The organism is Pleurocapsa sp. PCC 7327 (assembly GCF_000317025.1).
Taxonomy (GTDB): domain Bacteria; phylum Cyanobacteriota; class Cyanobacteriia; order Cyanobacteriales; family Microcystaceae; genus Hydrococcus.
Genome location: NC_019689.1, coordinates 4,346,979 through 4,364,933, shown reverse-complemented (window position 1 = coordinate 4,364,933; position 17,955 = coordinate 4,346,979). Strand labels below are relative to the sequence as shown.

Sequence of the window (17,955 nt, the reverse complement as noted above, 5' to 3'; positions counted from 1 at the left end):
GCTTGAGGATTTTTAACACAAAAACCAGGATAAGATAAAGCAAAATTATACCCGACCAGAGTTAAGAATTTCTCAAGGCAGCGATTGGGTCGAGTTTGGCGGCTCTTTTTGCAGGCAATACGCCGAAAAATAGACCGACGGTGCCGGAAGTGCCTACCGCCGCGACGATGGAAATGGGCGACAGACTGGTGTAAAGCGAAGAAACGGCGCTGGTAATGGTAACTCCCCCAACTCCCAGAAGAACGCCGATAACCCCTCCCGTGGTTCCTAGAATGACAGCTTCTAGCAAAAATTGAAAGAGAATATCTCGCTCTTTTGCTCCGATCGCTTTGCGCAGTCCGATTTCCTGCGTCCGTTCCGTCACCGAAACCAGCATGATATTCATCACCCCAATTCCGCCGACAAATAGAGAAATTCCCGCGATCGCAGCTAGCATCATCGTCAATCCGCGATCGGTCTCTTGCGCCGTTTCCATCAAAGCCGTTTGGGAATAGATATTGACGGCATCCTCTTGTCGATTTTTATCTAGCACTCGCAGCAAATTCGTTACCTGAAACTGAGCGGCACTGATGCTATTTTTATCTCTAGCCGAAATCGCAATAACGCTGAGAGGAATTCCGTAAGGAGAAGTCCTTCCCAGGAGTTGATACGCCATCGTTGTTAGAGGAACGATCGCTTTATCGTCTTGATTGGTTCCAAATAGCATTCCCTTGGGAGCAAGCACGCCGACGACTTGAAAACTTGTTTGTTTGATACGAATCGATTTTCCTACCGGGTTTTGCTTGCCGAACAATCGCTCGGCAATTTCAGCGCCGAGTACCGCGACGCGATGGTTGCGCTTGAGATCGACGGCGCTGAGAAACCTTCCCCGCGCCATTTTAAAGTTGCGAACGTTAAGATAGCTTGCCGTCGTTCCCACAATTTGACTGTCGATCGATTGCTGGCGATAGGTTAATAGTTGTTTTGAATGAATTTCAGGAGCTACCCCAGCTACAGTTGGCACTTGCGTCGCGATCGCTTCTGCATCTGCTAGGACTAGCGGTTTGGTCGTCTCTGAAAGAACTCTTCTAATTTTTGGGGCAGTGAGACTGACGTAAAGAACTTTCGGTCCGAGAGACTCGAATTGTTTGGCTGTCATTTTTTGCGCGCCTTCTCCTACGGCGACCATGGCGATAACGGAAGCATTACCAACTGCGATGCCTATCATGGTCAAGCTGCTGCGGAGTTTATGAGCTAGCAGCGCTGAGAAAGCCATTTTGGTGTTTTCAATTAGTGCCATGATTGAAAATCAATCGATTTTGGATTATTGATTGTGGATCGATCTTACGGATGAATCCGGAACTGGCGACCAAATTTTGACTTCACTCAAGAAAGATCGAGACAACAAAAGTTACCGAACTGGGCTAATCCATTTGTGAGGCAAACCACAAAGCCCAAATTATAAACGCGATAAACAAAAGCGTCCCCAAAATATTGGTTAAAGTATGAAAACTATGGGTATCGATTAGGGTCATGGTTAGCGATTTTGTTTACTCTCATCGTGGCATAGAAAAATGCCAAGTAGGCAATCTGTAGTTTTTGTTTAACTTGCTAATGACCAAAGACGATTTTCAGGTTGCCATTGATAGTGGCGCAAGTCAATCTTACCGTCTTGACTAAATTCGATCCCCTCGTTTTCTAGGAGCGATCGCTGTAGATAATCGTCCCCGCGTCGCAAACTCGAATAGGAAATTTCTCCTTTGGCATTAACCACTCGATGCCAAGGAATTTCGGATGCGCTTGAGTTGATTTGATAGAGTGCATATCCAACCAAACGCGCTTGTCCGTAAAGACCGGCTAATTCCGCTACTTGTCCGTAAGTTGCCACGCGACCAAAAGGAATTTGCTGCACGATCGCATAGATCTTGTCGTAGGCACTCATAGGCAAGGCAAAAAATCAATTTTTACTTTTTCCTTTTTATTTTTTCCTTTTTACTTTTGAAAGAGGGTTTCTTTTGCCAGCGCTTGCAGGTAGAACCGATCCAATCGCTAAGCGAATGACTCATCGCGCCTAGTTCTAAACCGATGACTAGCGCGATCGCTTCTTGGCGATAATCCTGGGAAATCGATTGAATCGCAGTGCGAGCGACTCGTTGCCAATTCCAGTCAAATCCCCAAATTAACTGCGCGATAGCGACTCCCGGTGTTGCGATCGCGATCGTACTAATTAGTAAATAGATTATCCGTAAGATCGTGCCGATAATCAACCCGTGAGAGAGTTGGGAACGGTGACCGACAAGCGACTGGTAAGGTTTCCAAATCCAGCGCAATTTGCCCCAACGCTTGTACTGAAGCGAGTAAATATCTAAATCGGGACCAAACATCAATCCGCCGAATAAAAAAGCACCTGCGATGATGAAGGTTAGTTCGCCCTTGCGCGTCAGCAGATAAGAAAGTCCCACGATTGGTGGCAAACTCCATAAAGTAATGCGATCGTGAGTTCGACCGGAAGGCATAGATAAAATCTAAAACTAAGCCAGCGATCGATCTAGACACGACTTTTCTGGCTCAAGTTGCTCGAAGTGTTGTTTTCAAATAAAATCATGTTATACTCAGTAGGCGTGGTTGCGGGCGGTTAACTCAGCGGTAGAGTATCTGCCTTACAAGCAGAGAGTCATTGGTTCAAATCCAATACCGCCCATGTGAAGAATAGCAGCGTTTGGCAATCGAAAGGGGTAAATCCTGGCAAAGCATTTATATTCAAATGACAGGTAATATCGTGCAAATCGGTATTAATTCCTAAATCCGTGCCTGTGTTCGGATGGAAGAAAAAATTTTCTGCATCCGCAATGTAGCATAAATGGGTTAAATGGGTAAAGCGAAAGCGATCACTTTACCCATCCAAGCAGATCGTTATGACGAACTAATTAGTTGCCAGTACCAGATGGTTCTGCCGGAGCTTCTTCAGGAGCTGTCATACTTCCAGCATCGCTGGGTTCTTCTTTGGTTTCAGACTTGGTGGGATCGCTGGCGGGATCGGTTGTTCCAGGAGCGGTACTTTCGGGCGAAGTGCTATCTGGAGCAGCAGGAGATTCGGTGCCTGTGGGAGCTGTCGGCTCGCTACCAGGCGCAGTCTGCTCCGTACCTGAAGGTGCGGTAGTATCGGAAGGAGACTCCTGCGGGGCGCATGCGCCTAGAAAAGCTGTGAAACCAAGAATAACCGATAAAGCGATTAACTTCTTCATTGTAAAACCTCCTATACTTAACTTGTTTTTCGATGCTTTTGCCACTTCAGACAAGCTATTGTTGAATCATTTGCTGAACTTGCTGTTGCAGGGATGGATCTTGTTGAATCGCGGCAAAAATTTCATTAAAACGCTGTATATCTAATCCCTGAGCTTGAACAGCTTCTTTCATCTTTGACTCAGCCTCTTGCTGAAGTTGCGATACTTTAGCATTGGCTTGCTCAAAACTTTGCTTTTCTTCGTTAGAAATTTGGGTACTCGGCTGAGCGGAAGGATTGCTTTGAGATTGTTGGATCTCCATGAATCGTTCTTGGCTGAGTCCTTCACCCTCAACAGCTTGAACCATTCGACCTTGATAATCTTTCTGAATAGTTTGTATTTGCTTGATGGCGTTAGCGAATTTCTGAAGGTCTTCTTGAGAAACCTGCGATGATTGGGGGGATTCTTGTCCTTGAGTTGCAGGCGCTTGTTGTGAATCTTGAGTTGCAGGCGCTTGCTCTGTTTCCTGAGTTGCAGGAGCTCTTTCTGTCGTCTGAGCGCGAACGGGCAAACCCGCTGTCATCAATAGGGTAAGCGCAAAACTCCCTAATAATATCCGTTTGTACATGACCTTTTTTTCCTTTACGACTGCCAGCACTGCTACAAGCCGCAACCAATAGCGAGACTAGGCTTCTTCGGGTTGCATCCCTGAATTTTCTCTACCTAAATCTAAAAGCAAAAAGTAAAGATTTCGATAGTCTTTCGATTTTGAATTGTGGATTTTAAACTTTAGATTGGAATGCGATTTGTAGATCGAAGGCTCAATTGCGCTTGCAAGCGCGATCGCATCTACCAAAAGTGCAAATTTAAAATTCTATCTTTGGTGTTATAAAATCTTGCGTCCCGTTAGCACTTGTCTAACTTCGAGCATGGCAGAATATGTCGGAAGAATATGAAGAGTTTCGCTAGCGGGAGTGAATTCTAGGGCAGTAGCGATCGCTTCTTCTAAATTTTCTCGGATAATTAACCGCACATCGTCGTTTCCATTGGTTTGCTCTCGACTGTATTGCAAGCGCAACGCCATATCATAAACGCGATCGCCGCTGACAATCAACGTTCCTCCGCCGTCTACCAGCTTTTCTGTATCCACGTCCCAGATCCAAGAAACGTCCGTGCCGTCGGGGATGCGATCATTCAAAACCAACAGCACTACAGAGGCTTTCCCCGTTTTTTTAATCTCATTAACCGTCCGAATTGTCTCGTTCATGCCGACGGGATTTTTGGAGAGTAAAATTCTCACATGCCTGCCGTTAACGGTTAATTCCTCAGCCCTGCCAAAAGCGGCTTTGAAGTTTTTGACGATCTCAAAAATAGCATTCCTCTCGATGCCGATCTCTTGGGCAACTAAGCCAGCTGCTAGGGTATTGTATTTGTTATAAACGCCGATGAGAATTTGAGGCCACGCCTGGCTGTCTAAGGCGAGTTGACTTTTGCTAAAACCGCAATTTAGACACTGAAAATCTCCCAAATGAGACAGATAAACGCCTTGATAGTCTAAAGGATGTCCGCAGCTAGGGCAGTAAATCGAGTCTACAGCATGGGGAATTTTGTCGAGATAGAGGGAAGGTTCGCTTAAGCCAAAAAATCGCACCCGTTGGGGTAACTGTTGCCCCAGATGAGAAAGAGTGGGATCGTCTGCATTGAGAACGACAATGGTGTCTTGGGGTAAGGGAGAAATCGCTTCTTGCCAGCGTCGGCTAATGGTATCGACTTCGCCGTAGCGATCGAGCTGATCGCGAAATAAATTCAAGGCTAGGATAATGCGTGGCTGGCATTCTCGCAACACCAGAGGCAAAACATTCTCATCGACCTCTAAAATGGCGTAATCTGCCCTTAGTTGACCGACTAGATCGGTATTGCCTAGAAGTGTGGTAATCAATCCATTCAGCAAATTGGCGCCCGTCGCATTGTGCGCGACTTTCCATCCCTGACTTGACAAAATCGTTCGCAGCAGCAAAGATGTGGTGGTTTTGCCGTTGGTGCCGACAACGAGAATTACGCCGCGATTTACTTGTTCGCACAGCAGCGATAGTAACCGAGGATGAAGGCGACGGGCAATTTCTCCCGGCAGGACGCTTGCTGCCCCAAGCTTCAACCCGCGAACGATCGCCGTGACGGTTTTGGCGACTCCAACGGCTAAGGCTAAACGAATTCTGTCTGGCAGTTTCATACAATTAATGGCTACTCCTGGAATTAACATAAATTTACAATATGGAAAGTAATTTTAGTGGTGGTTGAAACGCATTTGATATTCCTATCTCTAGACTCTATTGATGCAGTCTTTTCGCGAATGGTTGCCGCAGCCGAAAAAGTTCTTTTCCTATCTCTTGGCGGCATTCCTCTGATTATCCTCTGGTTGCTGGGAGGAGGCATCTTCTTCACCTGGCGCATGGGGTTTATTAATGTCCAAGGATTCAATCATGCCCTAAAAGTAGCCAGCGGAAAATACGATCGCGCTCGCAGTCATGGTGAAGGAGAAGTGTCTTCTTTTGGGGCGCTAGCGACGGCTTTATCGGGAAGCGTGGGGTTGGGAAACATTGCTGGAGTTGCGATCGCGATTCAAATGGGCGGTCCCGGTGCCGTTTTTTGGATGACGGTTGCAGCGCTTTTGGGGATGTCCAGCAAGTTTGTCGAATGTACGTTAGGGCTGAAATACCGTGCCGTTAAACTCGATGGTACTCTGACTGGAGGACCGATGTACTATCTGTCTGGGGGATTGTCAGAACTCGGACTGCCAAAACTGGGTAAAGTTTTGGCGCTTTCCTTTGCCTTTTTTGGCATTGGGGCTGCTTTGGGCGGCGGCAATATGTTCCAGGCGAATCAAGCTTTTGCCGCTTTTGTGAAAGTTACGCCAATGGCGGCAAATTATAACTGGTTATTTGGCATTATTGCGGCTATTTTAGTCGGACTGGTCATTCTCGGTGGCATTAGCCGCATCAGCGTCGTTGCCAGTCGCTTAATCCCGACGATGGTGACAGTGTATATCGTTGCCTGCCTGTGGGTGCTGGGAATTAAGTTTACTGAGATTCCTAATGCCGTAATGTTAATTGTCGGGCAAGGTATGTCCCCAGAGGCGTTGGCGGGAGGCTTAGCTGGCGCATTAGTGCAGGGGGTTCGCCGCAGTGCTTTTTCTAATAATGCCGGATTGGGGTTTGCCGCGATCGCCCATGCAGCTGCTAAGATGAAAGAACCCGTCAGGGAAGGAGTTGTGGCAATTTTGGAACCGTTTATCGATACGGTTGTTATCTGCAACCTGACTGCCTTGGTGGTGATTATTACTGGCACGTATGGTAGCCAGACAGCAGAAATTGGTTCCGGTTCTGAGATCGTTGCAGTGGCATTTGAGACGGTTATCGATTGGTTTCCTTTGCTGTTAACCGCCATTATCTTTCTGTTTGCCTTTTCGACGACGATCGCCTGGAGTTACTATGGAGAGCGATGCTGGGCATATTTATTGGGCGAATCCAGCGTTGGGATTTTTAAGATACTTTTTCTAGCATGTATCTTTCTGGGTTCGATTGTTAATTTAGGTGCGATCGTCGATTTCAGCGATATGATGCTCCTAGCAACAGCGATTCCCAATTTAATCGGTTGTATGCTTTTGTCTGGGAAAGTTGCTAGAGATTTAAAAGATTACTGGAAACGCTTAAATCGTCAGAAATCTAGTCTTAAAAGCTATCTAAATTCCGAGCGATCGCTCATCAATTAAACATGCGTTAAATAGATGGTTTAAACCCTAATGAGAACCATCTTTGACTTCCAGCACAACGGCGACCAAAATCCAAAATCCAAAATGGTATAACGATCTCTGAGGACGGTTATGCTTGCCAATTTTTCTTCTTCTAAAAGATACACTCTCGAAGAATACCGCATGCTAGAGGGAACCGCAGAGTCCCGCAGCGAATACCATGATGGAAAAATTATCCCTATGACTGGAGGAACGATTAATCATAATCGCATCGTTCGCAATTTAGTACGCCTCCTAGATCTTGCCTTTCAGTCTACTGCTTATGAAGTGTTTCCCAGCGATCTGCGTTTGTGGATTCCTCAGTATCGCAAGGGACTTTATCCCGACGTAATGGTTATTGCTGGGGAACCCGTCTTAAATGAGAATTGAACTGACGAAATTCTTAATCCCTGTCTGATTATCGAAGTCCTTTCCAAATCCACAGCAAGTTGCGATCGCGGCGATAAGTTCCTCTACTATCGCTCAATTCCTGAATTTCGGGAATATTTACTCGTAAACCAGTCCGAGTATTTTATCGAACATATTACGCCAAAATAGAAGAAAGTCAATGGTTGCTGGGGGAATATCGAGGAAGTAAAGGAGAAATTAATCTAGAGTCAGTCAGTATTGCTTTAGTTATTCGCGAGATTTATGAGGGGATTAATTTTGAATTAACTGGGGAATAATGCTTCTAACAGGTTGTCCCAAAAGTATAGAATATCATGTTTCGCGTCGCGATCGCGACGCGAAACATCTTATAGCAATTGGCAATTGGCAATTATCAGTTCGCAATTAGTCAGCCGCTCTGGGTGTAAGGCTTTTTCCTCGATCAAATGTTGAAATTAATAATTTATTTGCCATGAAAATAGGATTTTTGGGAACTGGATTGATGGGACAAGCAATGGTAGAACGATTGTTATCTGCCCAAGTTTCAATGATTGCATACAATCGTACCAAATCGAAATTAGACACTCTCAAAGAAGCAGGTGCAGAAATTGCCAATTCTCCAATTGAAGCAATTCAAGCATCGAATTGTTTGATTTTAATGCTCGCTAATGCTGATGCAATTAAAGAAGTTATCTTATCTGAAAATGTCGCATCATCCTTAACCAATCGTACTGTTATTCAAATGGGGACGATTTCTCCATCTCAAAGTCGAGAAATTCAGAAAGCAGTAACAGAAAAAGACGGAGATTATTTAAATCAGCGCCATATCTGGTCGATCGATCTCGATCGTTTTGCGAACGGCTGGCTCGATTTCGCAAGCCAGTAGTACCTGGATGCCTTCTTTTTCTAGTCCCAAGTCTAGACCCATACAACCAGAAAAAAACTCAAAGCTTTTAGACCAAGTTTGCTGAACGCACGCCGCCCACGATCGGGAATGCTTAAGCTTGTATCTTCTCCCTTGATGCGCTAATTCTAAACAGACTCTGATGCTACGATTCACCGGCTGCCGATCCTCTCACCGCTGATTTCGCCATACCGGAGTAGCTGACGAACGTATTGCTCCGAGCAGTTTAAGATTTCAGAGGTCTCTTTTACAGAGATGTATTGGGTAGCCATGCTTTCGGAAACGAAACTAAAATTAGGCACTCATTTTACTGCTTTAGCAGTACACTTGCAAGCATTGTGAACAAATGTTCTTGTCTCGATGTTTTGCCTAAAGTTAGCCTCAGCCGTCGAACACTGCGTCGGTGCGGACAGAACATAGGGTATTGGTGAGAGTTCGAGATTATCTGCCGCCGCACAACTTTGACGTTCGTCAGCAGGTGCTGTCCATTTTCTCAAACCCAGGAGACGTTTCGTGGCTACCCAGGACACTTTCGCTATCCAATTGCAAGACGGAAAACCCCAGATTCATCGGGATTGGACCGTCGACCAATTCATCCAATACGTAGAGCGCGCCGACCGAAAAGTTGGCGCAAGCTTGGAGGCCACAGAGAATCGAATCGCGGCCATTCAGAAGGACGTCGTCGGCAATCCGGACATAGCGGTTGAGTATTTCATGTTGAAGCAGGCGCAGAGTCGAACTGACGAACTGCTGAATTGTGACCTCGATCCGCTAAGCTCCGAACATCAACGCAATCGGGTCGATCAGTACCATTTGTACAGCGAAGTGGGTTCGGCACTCCTGTATCGCGATCTGCGTTTTCAAGGCAAATCAAAGTTCTTTACGCTCACGTGGCCAAACTTCAAATGGCCTCCGTACAAATTTAACGATGCCGCCTCGTCCGCAAAGGTGTGGGGAGCACACATAGTTTTTGAGCACTCTTGGTATCGTGGACGACGCCTTTATCTGGTTGGGATCCCTTACGCCGAGTTCCCCGATTTTCGCGAACTCGATTTTAACGATATAGCGTCTTCGATTGCGGGACTGCCATAGCCCAGGCGAAAGCTGACGAACGTTCCTGGTCAGCGGCGGCAGATCACTTTTGCACCACCACCAAGATCTCTTAACCGTCCGCTGCACCAGGGTTGTTAGGTGCGGTTGCTATAGTTTTCTAAAGCTTTCAGTAGGAGGTCTGCTGGTGCATTTGCTAACTCTCTCGGTTCCAGTTTATGCAACCCATCCCCGTAAACCCGTCCTTCGTGAATCAAGCTTTCGATAGGAATTAAATTTAAGGCATTCCAAATAGATTTTATTAGTTCAGGTTTTTTTGATAACAAGTTCTTTAATTCTGTTTTTGGATACATCATCAGATAAACATTAGGTGCAATCGCTTTGGAATGATTAAGAATAAATCGAAAAGGCTTATTGTTTCTAGATTCATGCCGTCCCATATATGGACATAAAATCATTGCAGGATCTCTAGTTTCTTGCAGATACCAAAGTGATCGATGTCTACATAAATAACCATCTGAAATTCCAATCCTCTCACCTTTTTTGAGATAGCTCCACACTGAAGGATATTTAACTTGTAACCATTCCATTGGTTGTTTGCAAGTTAGCAAAAAAAGCTTGCGTTCCAGCCTCGGATTACCTTGCTCATCTGAAAGTATTTCATCATCTAGCAAGTACCGAGGACTAGGAAGGATGGGAGTTAAAAGTTCAAACGGAATATGAAGATCGTCGATCTGCTCAGGCGTGAGAATAAAAAAGTCGTTTGCTCCAGTTGCAACTCCTCGTTTAATTTCAAATAAACTAGATAACTTAGTTCCAGCTTGAATATCATTTTTTTGAAGTAGCGAAATTGAAGTGTAGTTCCATTTTGATAGCTCTTTCAGCGTTTTTGACGAGATTTTGCTTGAGCAGATTGGGTGAGTGATAGTTCCTCCATAAGTAAAATCTACCAAGTAGCTACAATCCGGTTTTGTGTTTCTAAACCAAATCACTGATGTAGAAACTAGAACATCACCAAACTGCAAGTCGTCAGGAGCAAATCGATGCACTCGCAATAGGGTGACTTGCTCTAGTAGATATTTTTTGAGTTTTTTCCCATAGTTTACGTCCATAAATTCAGAAGGAATTATCCAGCAGGCTAAACCATTTTGTGCCATCCAGCTATGCGCCGCCAACAGGAAATAACAGTAAAGACCTGCCAAACCACTCAGTTCAATACCCGTGTTTTTTATTCCTAGTCTTTTCAGGGCATTTTTTCTCTTCTTTGATAAATGGTGATGACGTACATAGGGTGGGTTGCAAATCAACAGGTTAGATCTAAGAACCTCATCTTGGGGTGGAGTACTTTCTGTGAAATCTGCAATATGGAGCTTAAGAGGAGTCTTAGCCCACAACTTGATTGCTACTTCAGCATAGTCTTGGTCAATTTCATAGCCAACAGCACTTTTAATTTTTTCAATCGGAAATGACTGTAGTAATGCTGAGTAGAACGAACCAGTACCAATCGCTGGATCTAAAAAATGAATTTCTTCACTAGCTGGAAGTAAAGTCTTAGAGTACTTAAGAATCTCAATTGCAAGCAAATTGGGTGTAGCAAATTGCCCCAATCGGTTACGCTCTACAGAATTTTTAGAAGCATCCAGTCGAATTTGCTCAACGACTCTTTCAGCTTCTGTTAAGTCAACACTATAAAATTGTTTACAATCCAAATTCTGCAAAATCATCGATACGGTGCTCCCAGACCCAATCTATCCCTTCGGCAGCTTCATACCCTAAGTAGCCACTGTCAAAGTAGCCACACAGGAATAAAACAAACTCAATTGTATTGCCATACGTGGCATTTAGCTGCTGAACCTTTCGGGCTTCTTCTTTTCTACGCTTATTGACATTTGTAAAGTCCCCTGCCGATTTTGCCTCGACCAATAACGGGCGATCGCCAGGTTGGGCAGCTTTACGCATAATGACCGCATCAACCGGGATATTAACTGTCTTTCCACCTTCTTCAGCCAAATTGACAGGGATGTTTAGCCGAAAGCTATAGGTTCCTGGAGGCATTTCATCAAACTTTACTCGTTGGCTAGCGGGCAATAAACGGTACCCACGGCTATCAAGCCATGCTGCGATTTCCCTTAACTGCCTTGCCTCTTGAGCATTGCGAACAATCGGATCTGCTGACGAACCACATAACCGATCAGCAACGATTGTTGCTGCACGATAAATTTCGCTTTCCAGAGGTGTTTGATTGCTGTCTAGCCAAGGGAAGATATCTCGATCGGCAAGTCTTGCCACAATGTCTGTAATCTTTCTTAATTCTTCATCAAGCCGAGCTTCTGTGAGCCTAACAGGTAACTTTCCTAAGACTTCCATACAATCGACAACGCTTTTAGCTACATTCGCTAGTCCAATGAGACGATCTCTAGCAATGGGTGGACAGGTACACATCCTGAGAGTCGGTAATATGCCTGGATTCTGCCGAAGAATCTCCGGGTGCAACGTTTTGAGATTATTGGTTGCCTTCAAAGTCGAGGCTACAACTTCCGTGACTTGAATGCGAGTATCACGGAATGCCTGTGGTGCGAAATCCATGAACCAAGAGTTATACATGTCCACAGATTCGGCTACATCTGCTTTCCAGCGATCTGGTTTATCACGATTTACAGCCATTCGAGCTTTGGAGAATTGTGCGTCTCTACTTTACCCCTTAATTACGGTACGAATAAAATTTTTACTCACGTCAGCACCGAAGATTGAGCACCTAACTATATATTCAACCGTAGTTTGCTATCTAGCACTCACTATATGAGTGCATTACTACAGTTTGCTGTCTAGTATTCATTATAAGGGGCAAAAACCGCACCTTGCTATATAACACCTCAAATTTCGTAAATTTTACCGCAGTTTGCTATCTAGTAACACTAATCTGGGAACAATAAGAATGAGAGCATTTTACTAAACTTGATAGATGACCGAGCCACAACCACCTCGTCTGCTTGACCGAGTGCGTGACACATTGCGTCTTAAGCACATGAGCCTAAAAACCGAGAAGTCCTATGTTTACTACATCAAGGAGTTCATTCTTTTTCACAATAAACGTCACCCCAGAGAAATGGGAGTTGAGGAAATTAGAGCCTATCTTTCCCATTTAGCCATCAATAAAAATGTGGCAGCATCAACACAAAATGTTGCCAGAAATGCCTTATTGTTTTTATACAAAGAAGTCCTACAGATCGCATTACCTTTTATTGATGGAATTCAACCCGCCAAACGTCCCCAAAGACTGCCTGTGGTTTTTACTCGTGAAGAAGTACAAGCTATCTTGGCAAATTTGAAGGGCGTTCATCACCTCATGGCTAGTTTACTTTATGGTTCGGGTTTGCGTTTAACAGAATGCTTAAATTTACGGGTTAAAGATATTGATTTTGGGTATCAGCAAATTGTAATCAGAGATGGAAAAGGACATAAAGACCGCATTACAACACTGCCGAAATTAACGATTGAAGGGCTTAAACTTCAGTTGGAAAATGCAAGATATTTACATCAACAGGATTTAGCTCAAGGATATGGCGTAGTATATTTACCTTATGCTTTAGAGCAAAAGTATCCTCATGCCAATCGGGAATGGGCATGGCAATTTGTTTTTCCTGCTAATAATCGTTCCAAAGACCCACGTTCGGGTATAGTTCGCCGACATCATATCTACCCAGATTCGCTACAGAGGGCAGTAAAGACAGCTATTCGCCAAGCAGGAATTACCAAACACGCCAGTTGTCATACCTTTCGCCACAGCTTTGCTACACATTTACTTGAGGATGGATATGATATCCGCACGGTACAGGAATTATTAGGACATAAAGATGTTCGCACGACGATGATTTACACTCACGTACTTAATCGTGGTGGTCGAGGCGTTCGTAGTCCACTAGATTTTCAATAAGTTAATCGAGAATTAAGGCGCGAATAGCTTTGTCGTCAGACATCGCTTTCATTTCTCAAATTCGACTTAAGATTTACTTTATAAATGCTCTCTAAGGTTGTTGTTATCTGAGCAGAAATCGGCGGTATTTTTTGTTGCCCGCGATCGATCGATCGATCGCTTCTTATCTTAGTGACATTTGACTCTAAACCCTTGTAAATTTAGCTTCTAGTCTAAGCTCGTTCTGTCAAGTCGGCAGAATTATAATCTCTCGCCACGCCACGTCACTTGGGAGTTCCGCCATGAACAAAGACAATTTTCTCTATCCCCGCAGTCAATACAGAGGTAAGTTTAGTCCCGAACTCCTGGTTTTTAACGCCAACTTACAGGAGTTTACCCAAAAAGCTAACTATATTTGCGCTCTACAAACTAACGGTAAGTTGTCTGCTGAGAAAGCTTTTGCTGAACTACAAAATCTCTGGGCACAGTTGGAGAGAAGCAAACAGGGATTGGGAATTGGCGATGTGTCTTTCTAGGCACAATTAAAGAAACTTGGGATGGGCAACTAATCGAGCGCAAGTAACTGCGAAAATTACAGGAAGAAAAAGAACGGGTTGTTGGGACAAACCCATCAACCTTAAACTTGCAGGGCGAGTTGTATGAAAATTCTATTTTTACATCCCAATTTTCCAGCTCAGTTTCGCCATCTGGCAGTAGCATTAGCACAAGATAAGCAAAATCAAGTAGTCTTTGGAACGACTCGCAAAGAAGGTCAACTGGCTGGCGTATACAAAGCCGTATACAGTCCTTCTCGCGAAGTTCGTCCAGAAACTCACCATTACGTTCGGACGCTAGAAAATGCCGTACTTCAGGGACAGGCTGTATACCGGATGGCAGAGCAACTAAAAGCTCAGGGGTTTGTTCCCGATGTAGTTTACGGTCATTCGGGTTGGGGTCCGACCTTGTTTATCAAAGATGTGTTTCCCGAAAGCCAACTTTTGTGCTATTTCGAATGGTTTTACCACGCTCGCGGTTCGGATGCGGACTTCGATCCCAGCGAACCGCTTACGCCTGACGATGTGGCTCGCATTCGCATCAAGAATTCGCCCATTTTGGTCGATCTGTATAGCTGCGATCGCGGTCTATCTCCGACCAATTGGCAGCGGCAACAATTTCCTCCTGAATACCAGAGCAAAATTACCGTACTCCACGACGGTATCGATACTGCTTTCTTTCAGCCCAAACCCGGTGCTAAATTAGTCTTAAGCGCCATTAACTCGGATCTATCCCATGCCGAAGAAATTATCACTTATGTTGCGAGAGGCATGGAACCCTATCGGGGTTTTCCCCAGTTTATGGAAGCGATCGCGCTTTTGCAACAGCGACGACCTCATTGTCATGTGGTCGTCGTAGGAGAAGAGCGGGTGGCTTATGGGCGCGCGCTTCCCGACGCAAAGACCTACAAACAGCTCATGCTCGAAAAGCTGCCCTTAGACTTATCTCGACTGCACTTCGCGGGGTTACTCCCCTACAGTCAATACCTGAAGGTACTGCAAGCGTCTTCCGTTCATATTTATTTAACTCATCCGTTTGTCTTGTCTTGGTCGATGCTAGAGGCAATGGCGACGGGATGCTTATTGGTGGCTTCGGATACTCCACCCGTAAGCGAGGTCGTTCGGGATGGGGTGAATGGCTTGTTAGTTAATTTCTTCTCGCCTCAAGAAATTTGCGATCGCGTCGAAGAAGCGCTGGATAACCTCGAAAAAATGTCTCCAATTCGCACTAAAGCTAGGGAAACCATTCTAGAGAATTATGCCCTATCCAAACTATTAACCAAGCATCTGCAATGGATTAATTTATCAACGAACCCGCGTGAGTCCCTCTAATTTTTAAGACTGAGTTTGTCCGGGTTCTGCTGTAACAATGACCAAATTGTCTGGATGAATCAATTCTTGAGCGACTTGCCGTACTTGCGCCATCGTGACTGCCTCGATGCGCTTGGGAAATTCGCGTAGTTCTGCCTTGCTCAGTCCATAGACGGCATTGCTCAAAATCGTGTCTGCCACTGTAGGGGGATTGGCTAAATCGACGGGATAGCCGTTGGTAATCGTTCGCTTGGCTGTGTTTAACTCTGCCTCGGTGACTCCCTCTTGCCGCAACTGTTTTAAGAGGGCTAGAGTGCTGGCGATCGCTTTGTTGGTATCTTCGGGAGCAGTTTGCATTTGAATCAAAAATGGCCCAGCATTCTTGCCAGCAGCGAAGGCGCTGTAAATACCATAGGTTAACCCCTGGCGATCGCGTATTTCGGTTCCCAGTCGGCTCGACAAGGTATCTCCCCCCAAAATCTGATTTAACACTACAGCGGCATAAAAACGAGGATCTTTGCGCGAGATGGCGTTGTAACCGATATAGGTAACGGCTTCTGCTTTGCCGGAAATGGCCTTATTGAGGCGCGTTATCGCTTTGGGCAAGGATACGGAAGGCACCTTAAGAATGGGAGGCTTGCCTCGCGATCGCCACTTGCCGAACGTCTCGTTTAGCAAGGCTTTTACCTCTGCTGGGTCGAAATCGCCCACTAGGGCAAGGGTTGTGGTATCCGGTCGGTAATGTTCCCGATAGAAGCGTACCAGATCGGCGCGGGTGATGCTCTTGAGGCTCTCTGGGGTGGGAAAGCTATGGAAAGGATGGTTTTTGGGATAGATTGCCTGCTGAAATACTCGCCGTCCCAAGGTGCCGGGGTCGTCTAGCTCTACTTTAAGACTCGTTAGAGCGCGCTGGCGACTCAATTCTAGTTGGTCGTTTGGGAAGGTGGCGCGTTGCAGTATGTTTGCCAGAGTTTCTAGCAAGACTGGCAGATTTGCCGACAACCCATTGCCGTTAATAGTGACTCCTTCCCGATTGGCACGAAAGCCCAAGTTTACTCCCCTATCTTCCAGCGCTTTTGCCAGTGTCAGCGCGTCTTTCGTTTGCGTACCATTCATCAAGTTATCGGCGCTCAAGCTGGCTAATCCGGCTTTCCCTTCGGGATCGAAGCCCGTTCCAGCATCGATCTGTCCGCTCAGATTGATGGTAGGTACGCTGCGATCGCGCAGCAAGAAAACTTTCATCCCATTTGCCAGAGTCACTTCCTCTGGCAGCGGTTGCGACGCGGACGCGGTGGATGACTTGATGGGAGGTAGATACTTGGCAAGTTCTGCTGGGTCTACGGGTTTGCCGGGACTGAAGTTTTCCACGGTGCGATCGGAACCAGTGCTAGAAATTCCCGATTGCCCGTCTGGTTGGGTCGGTTCAAAGAAGCCGATTGTCTGTTTGTCGGGAGCGAGGTAGGTTTGTGCTACTCGCTGCACGTCGGCAGCTGTGACTTTGGCGATCGCATCTAAATACCGCTCTACATAGCGATAATCTCCCGCTGCGGTCTGATAGTAGCCTAGTTGGCTTGCCTGAGAGGTGATGTCCTGATTGCTCAAAACAAAATAGGTTTGCAATAGAGTTTTGGCTCGATTCAATTCTTCTGGGGTGACTGGTTCCTGCCGAAGCTTTGCCAGGGATTGCTCAAGTACCTGCTCGATTTTGGAGAGGGCTTGACCGGGAGCTGCCGTCGCAGAGATCGCATACCAGCCCGGTTCGATAAGTTCTGCGGGGCTAGCTCCTACCTCGCTTGCCAATCCAGTTTCTACCAACGCTTGATAAAGGCGCGAACTGCGTCCACCCGTGAGGATGATATCCATGACATCGATCGCGCTTACGTCGGGATGATTGATATTGGGCAGGGGATAAATCGCTTGCAGCAGTGCCGAACTTCCCGGTTCTCTTAGCACGATAGGTGTTTGGCTAGCTGGTGAGAATGAGGGAGATTTGGCTTCTACGATTTTCTTTTCCTGTCCCGCTTTGGTCGTCCGTTTGGGAATTTTGCCAAAGGTTTCTTCTACAGCGTTGAGGACAGTTTTCGGATCGAAGTCTCCGGTAATAACCAGTGTGGCATTATCAGGACTGTAGTAGGTTTGGTAATAATCTTGTACCTGCTCTACTGTAAATTTCTCGACATCGGCTTTTGTGCCTCCTACAGGCAAGCCATAGGGGTGATTTGGGAAGGCTGCCTTCATCACGGCTCGACTGAGCCGATAGTCGGGGGAATTTTCGTATCCTTGCAACTCGGAAATCACTACGCGCTTTTCGCTCGCCAGTTGTTCGAATCCGTTGATGGAATTGACCATGCGATCGGCTTCTAAACTCAGCAGTGCTTCCAGTCTGTCTTGCTTTGCCGTTCCATAGTAGGCGGTTTCGTCATAGCTGGTAAAGGCGTTAAACTGGCTGCCCAAAGCGCCGAGTAGCCGACCGAACTGCACCGGGCGTTCGGTTGTGCCCTTGAAAAGTAAGTGTTCGAGCTGGTGGGAGAGTCCATTAGCTCCTGCTTCCTCGTTGCGCGATCCGACTCGATACCAAACCTGCACGCTGACTACGGGGGCGGTGCGAACTTCCTTGGTCAGTACGGTCAAACCGTTGTCTAAAACCGTTTTATGTACCCCTTGAGTGAGCGAGGTAGCGGATAGGGAAGTGGCTTCTGTTGGCGTTGTGGCGCTAACGCGATCGCCGTCTACCCATCCGAGACTGCCGATTAGAAAGCTCAAGAACAAGCCGACGAGAAGGAGCGATCGCACTTTTGAGGAAAAACGCATGGCGAGATTAGGAGAAATGAACTCAGACAAGATCG

At 46.0% G+C, this 17,955-nt stretch carries 17 protein-coding genes, 1 tRNA gene and 1 pseudogene; 8 read left to right on the top strand and 11 right to left on the bottom strand.

All coding sequences use genetic code 11. The annotated features are described in order from the left end of the window. Positions 1-61 precede the first annotated feature (61 nt). The 3 genes from PLE7327_RS19660 to PLE7327_RS19645 all read right to left on the bottom strand — a co-directional run bounded on the left by PLE7327_RS19660 (position 62) and on the right by PLE7327_RS19645 (position 2,495). Complete coding sequence (locus tag PLE7327_RS19660; RefSeq protein WP_015145521.1) at positions 62-1,279, bottom strand: ABC transporter permease; 1,218 nt, start codon at positions 1,277-1,279, stop codon at positions 62-64. 303 nt (positions 1,280-1,582) lie between these two features. Beyond that, positions 1,583-1,921, bottom strand: coding sequence for an MGMT family protein (locus tag PLE7327_RS19650; RefSeq protein ID WP_015145519.1), 339 nt, complete (start codon positions 1,919-1,921; stop codon positions 1,583-1,585). 22 nt (positions 1,922-1,943) lie between these two features. Then, positions 1,944-2,495: a metal-binding protein gene (locus PLE7327_RS19645; protein ID WP_015145518.1), complete on the bottom strand. Its 552-nt coding sequence runs from the start codon at positions 2,493-2,495 to the stop codon at positions 1,944-1,946. Positions 2,496-2,608: 113 nt separating this feature from the next. Between PLE7327_RS19645 and PLE7327_RS19640 the strand changes: the two genes are divergently transcribed. Continuing rightward, a tRNA-Val gene (locus tag PLE7327_RS19640) sits at positions 2,609-2,680 on the top strand. A 226-nt stretch (positions 2,681-2,906) separates the two neighbouring features. Here PLE7327_RS19640 and PLE7327_RS19635 read toward each other — a convergent pair. The 3 genes from PLE7327_RS19635 to PLE7327_RS19625 form a co-directional block, all read right to left on the bottom strand. Next, positions 2,907-3,224, bottom strand: a complete 318-nt coding sequence (locus PLE7327_RS19635; protein ID WP_015145517.1) for a hypothetical protein — start codon at positions 3,222-3,224, stop codon at positions 2,907-2,909. 55 nt (positions 3,225-3,279) lie between these two features. Next, positions 3,280-3,831 (bottom strand): DUF4168 domain-containing protein, encoded by a 552-nt coding sequence (locus tag PLE7327_RS19630; protein WP_015145516.1) that lies wholly within the window; start codon positions 3,829-3,831, stop codon positions 3,280-3,282. A gap of 258 nt (positions 3,832-4,089) precedes the next feature. Then, positions 4,090-5,433: a Mur ligase family protein gene (locus tag PLE7327_RS19625; protein WP_041393634.1), complete on the bottom strand. Its 1,344-nt coding sequence runs from the start codon at positions 5,431-5,433 to the stop codon at positions 4,090-4,092. A 120-nt stretch (positions 5,434-5,553) separates the two neighbouring features. On the opposite strand from PLE7327_RS19625, the gene PLE7327_RS19620 reads away from it, so the two are divergent. The 3 genes and pseudogenes from PLE7327_RS19620 to PLE7327_RS19610 all read left to right on the top strand — a co-directional run bounded on the left by PLE7327_RS19620 (position 5,554) and on the right by PLE7327_RS19610 (position 8,263). Beyond that, positions 5,554-6,972, top strand: a complete 1,419-nt coding sequence (locus tag PLE7327_RS19620) for a sodium:alanine symporter family protein (RefSeq protein ID WP_083888346.1) — start codon at positions 5,554-5,556, stop codon at positions 6,970-6,972. A gap of 111 nt (positions 6,973-7,083) precedes the next feature. Continuing rightward, positions 7,084-7,676: pseudogene (locus PLE7327_RS19615) on the top strand (Uma2 family endonuclease). A gap of 119 nt (positions 7,677-7,795) precedes the next feature. Next, entirely contained in the window at positions 7,796-8,263 is a 468-nt protein-coding gene (locus PLE7327_RS19610) for an NAD(P)-dependent oxidoreductase (RefSeq protein ID WP_371265306.1), read from the top strand. Between the two features lie 170 nt (positions 8,264-8,433). Here PLE7327_RS19610 and PLE7327_RS26775 read toward each other — a convergent pair whose 3' ends face one another. Beyond that, positions 8,434-8,553, bottom strand: coding sequence for an excisionase family DNA-binding protein (locus tag PLE7327_RS26775; RefSeq protein WP_144266151.1), 120 nt, complete (start codon positions 8,551-8,553; stop codon positions 8,434-8,436). Positions 8,554-8,583: 30 nt separating this feature from the next. Continuing rightward, complete coding sequence (locus PLE7327_RS24540) at positions 8,584-8,811, bottom strand: hypothetical protein (protein WP_144266150.1); 228 nt, start codon at positions 8,809-8,811, stop codon at positions 8,584-8,586. On the opposite strand from PLE7327_RS24540, the gene PLE7327_RS19605 reads away from it, so the two are divergent. Beyond that, a complete protein-coding gene (locus PLE7327_RS19605) occupies positions 8,795-9,373 on the top strand; it encodes a hypothetical protein (RefSeq protein WP_041392397.1) in 579 nt (192 codons plus the stop codon). The two genes, PLE7327_RS24540 and PLE7327_RS19605, sit on opposite strands and share 17 nt — an antisense overlap. A gap of 95 nt (positions 9,374-9,468) precedes the next feature. Here the strand turns inward: PLE7327_RS19605 and PLE7327_RS19600 are convergent, their stop codons facing one another. After that, positions 9,469-11,055, bottom strand: coding sequence for an Eco57I restriction-modification methylase domain-containing protein (locus PLE7327_RS19600; RefSeq protein WP_015145512.1), 1,587 nt, complete (start codon positions 11,053-11,055; stop codon positions 9,469-9,471). Then, entirely contained in the window at positions 11,030-11,995 is a 966-nt protein-coding gene (locus tag PLE7327_RS19595; protein WP_015145511.1) for a XamI family restriction endonuclease, read from the bottom strand. The genes PLE7327_RS19600 and PLE7327_RS19595 overlap by 26 nt, the downstream gene beginning before the upstream one ends. 298 nt (positions 11,996-12,293) lie before the next feature. On the opposite strand from PLE7327_RS19595, the gene PLE7327_RS19590 reads away from it, so the two are divergent. From PLE7327_RS19590 to PLE7327_RS19580, 3 genes are all read left to right on the top strand, one after another. Continuing rightward, a complete protein-coding gene (locus PLE7327_RS19590) occupies positions 12,294-13,265 on the top strand; it encodes an integron integrase (RefSeq protein WP_015145510.1) in 972 nt (323 codons plus the stop codon). A gap of 281 nt (positions 13,266-13,546) precedes the next feature. After that, the gene (locus PLE7327_RS19585) at positions 13,547-13,780 is read left to right on the top strand and encodes a hypothetical protein (protein ID WP_015145509.1); all 234 of its coding nucleotides are present in this window, start codon (positions 13,547-13,549) and stop codon (positions 13,778-13,780) included. 123 nt (positions 13,781-13,903) lie between these two features. Next, a complete protein-coding gene (locus PLE7327_RS19580; protein ID WP_015145508.1) occupies positions 13,904-15,130 on the top strand; it encodes a glycosyltransferase family 4 protein in 1,227 nt (408 codons plus the stop codon). Positions 15,131-15,133: 3 nt separating this feature from the next. Here the strand turns inward: PLE7327_RS19580 and PLE7327_RS19575 are convergent, their stop codons facing one another. Next, positions 15,134-17,920, bottom strand: a complete 2,787-nt coding sequence (locus PLE7327_RS19575) for a pitrilysin family protein (RefSeq protein WP_015145507.1) — start codon at positions 17,918-17,920, stop codon at positions 15,134-15,136. Between the last annotated feature and the right edge of the window lie 35 nt (positions 17,921-17,955).

Bases quoted from the DNA above. Each gene is read 5' to 3' on its own strand.
- PLE7327_RS19660 (WP_015145521.1), bottom strand. From the start codon at position 1,279: ATGGCACTAATTGAAAACACCAAAATGGCTTTCTCAGCGCTGCTAGCT.
- PLE7327_RS19595 (WP_015145511.1), bottom strand. From the start codon at position 11,995: ATGGCTGTAAATCGTGATAAACCAGATCGCTGGAAAGCAGATGTAGCC.
- PLE7327_RS19635 (WP_015145517.1), bottom strand. From the start codon at position 3,224: ATGAAGAAGTTAATCGCTTTATCGGTTATTCTTGGTTTCACAGCTTTT.
- PLE7327_RS19575 (WP_015145507.1), bottom strand. From the start codon at position 17,920: ATGCGTTTTTCCTCAAAAGTGCGATCGCTCCTTCTCGTCGGCTTGTTC.
- PLE7327_RS19625 (WP_041393634.1), bottom strand. From the start codon at position 5,433: ATGAAACTGCCAGACAGAATTCGTTTAGCCTTAGCCGTTGGAGTCGCC.
- PLE7327_RS19620 (WP_083888346.1), top strand. From the start codon at position 5,554: ATGGTTGCCGCAGCCGAAAAAGTTCTTTTCCTATCTCTTGGCGGCATT.
- PLE7327_RS19650 (WP_015145519.1), bottom strand. From the start codon at position 1,921: ATGAGTGCCTACGACAAGATCTATGCGATCGTGCAGCAAATTCCTTTT.
- PLE7327_RS19645 (WP_015145518.1), bottom strand. From the start codon at position 2,495: ATGCCTTCCGGTCGAACTCACGATCGCATTACTTTATGGAGTTTGCCA.
- PLE7327_RS19590 (WP_015145510.1), top strand. From the start codon at position 12,294: ATGACCGAGCCACAACCACCTCGTCTGCTTGACCGAGTGCGTGACACA.
- PLE7327_RS19585 (WP_015145509.1), top strand. From the start codon at position 13,547: ATGAACAAAGACAATTTTCTCTATCCCCGCAGTCAATACAGAGGTAAG.
- PLE7327_RS26775 (WP_144266151.1), bottom strand. From the start codon at position 8,553: ATGGCTACCCAATACATCTCTGTAAAAGAGACCTCTGAAATCTTAAAC.
- PLE7327_RS19600 (WP_015145512.1), bottom strand. From the start codon at position 11,055: ATGATTTTGCAGAATTTGGATTGTAAACAATTTTATAGTGTTGACTTA.
- PLE7327_RS19630 (WP_015145516.1), bottom strand. From the start codon at position 3,831: ATGTACAAACGGATATTATTAGGGAGTTTTGCGCTTACCCTATTGATG.
- PLE7327_RS19580 (WP_015145508.1), top strand. From the start codon at position 13,904: ATGAAAATTCTATTTTTACATCCCAATTTTCCAGCTCAGTTTCGCCAT.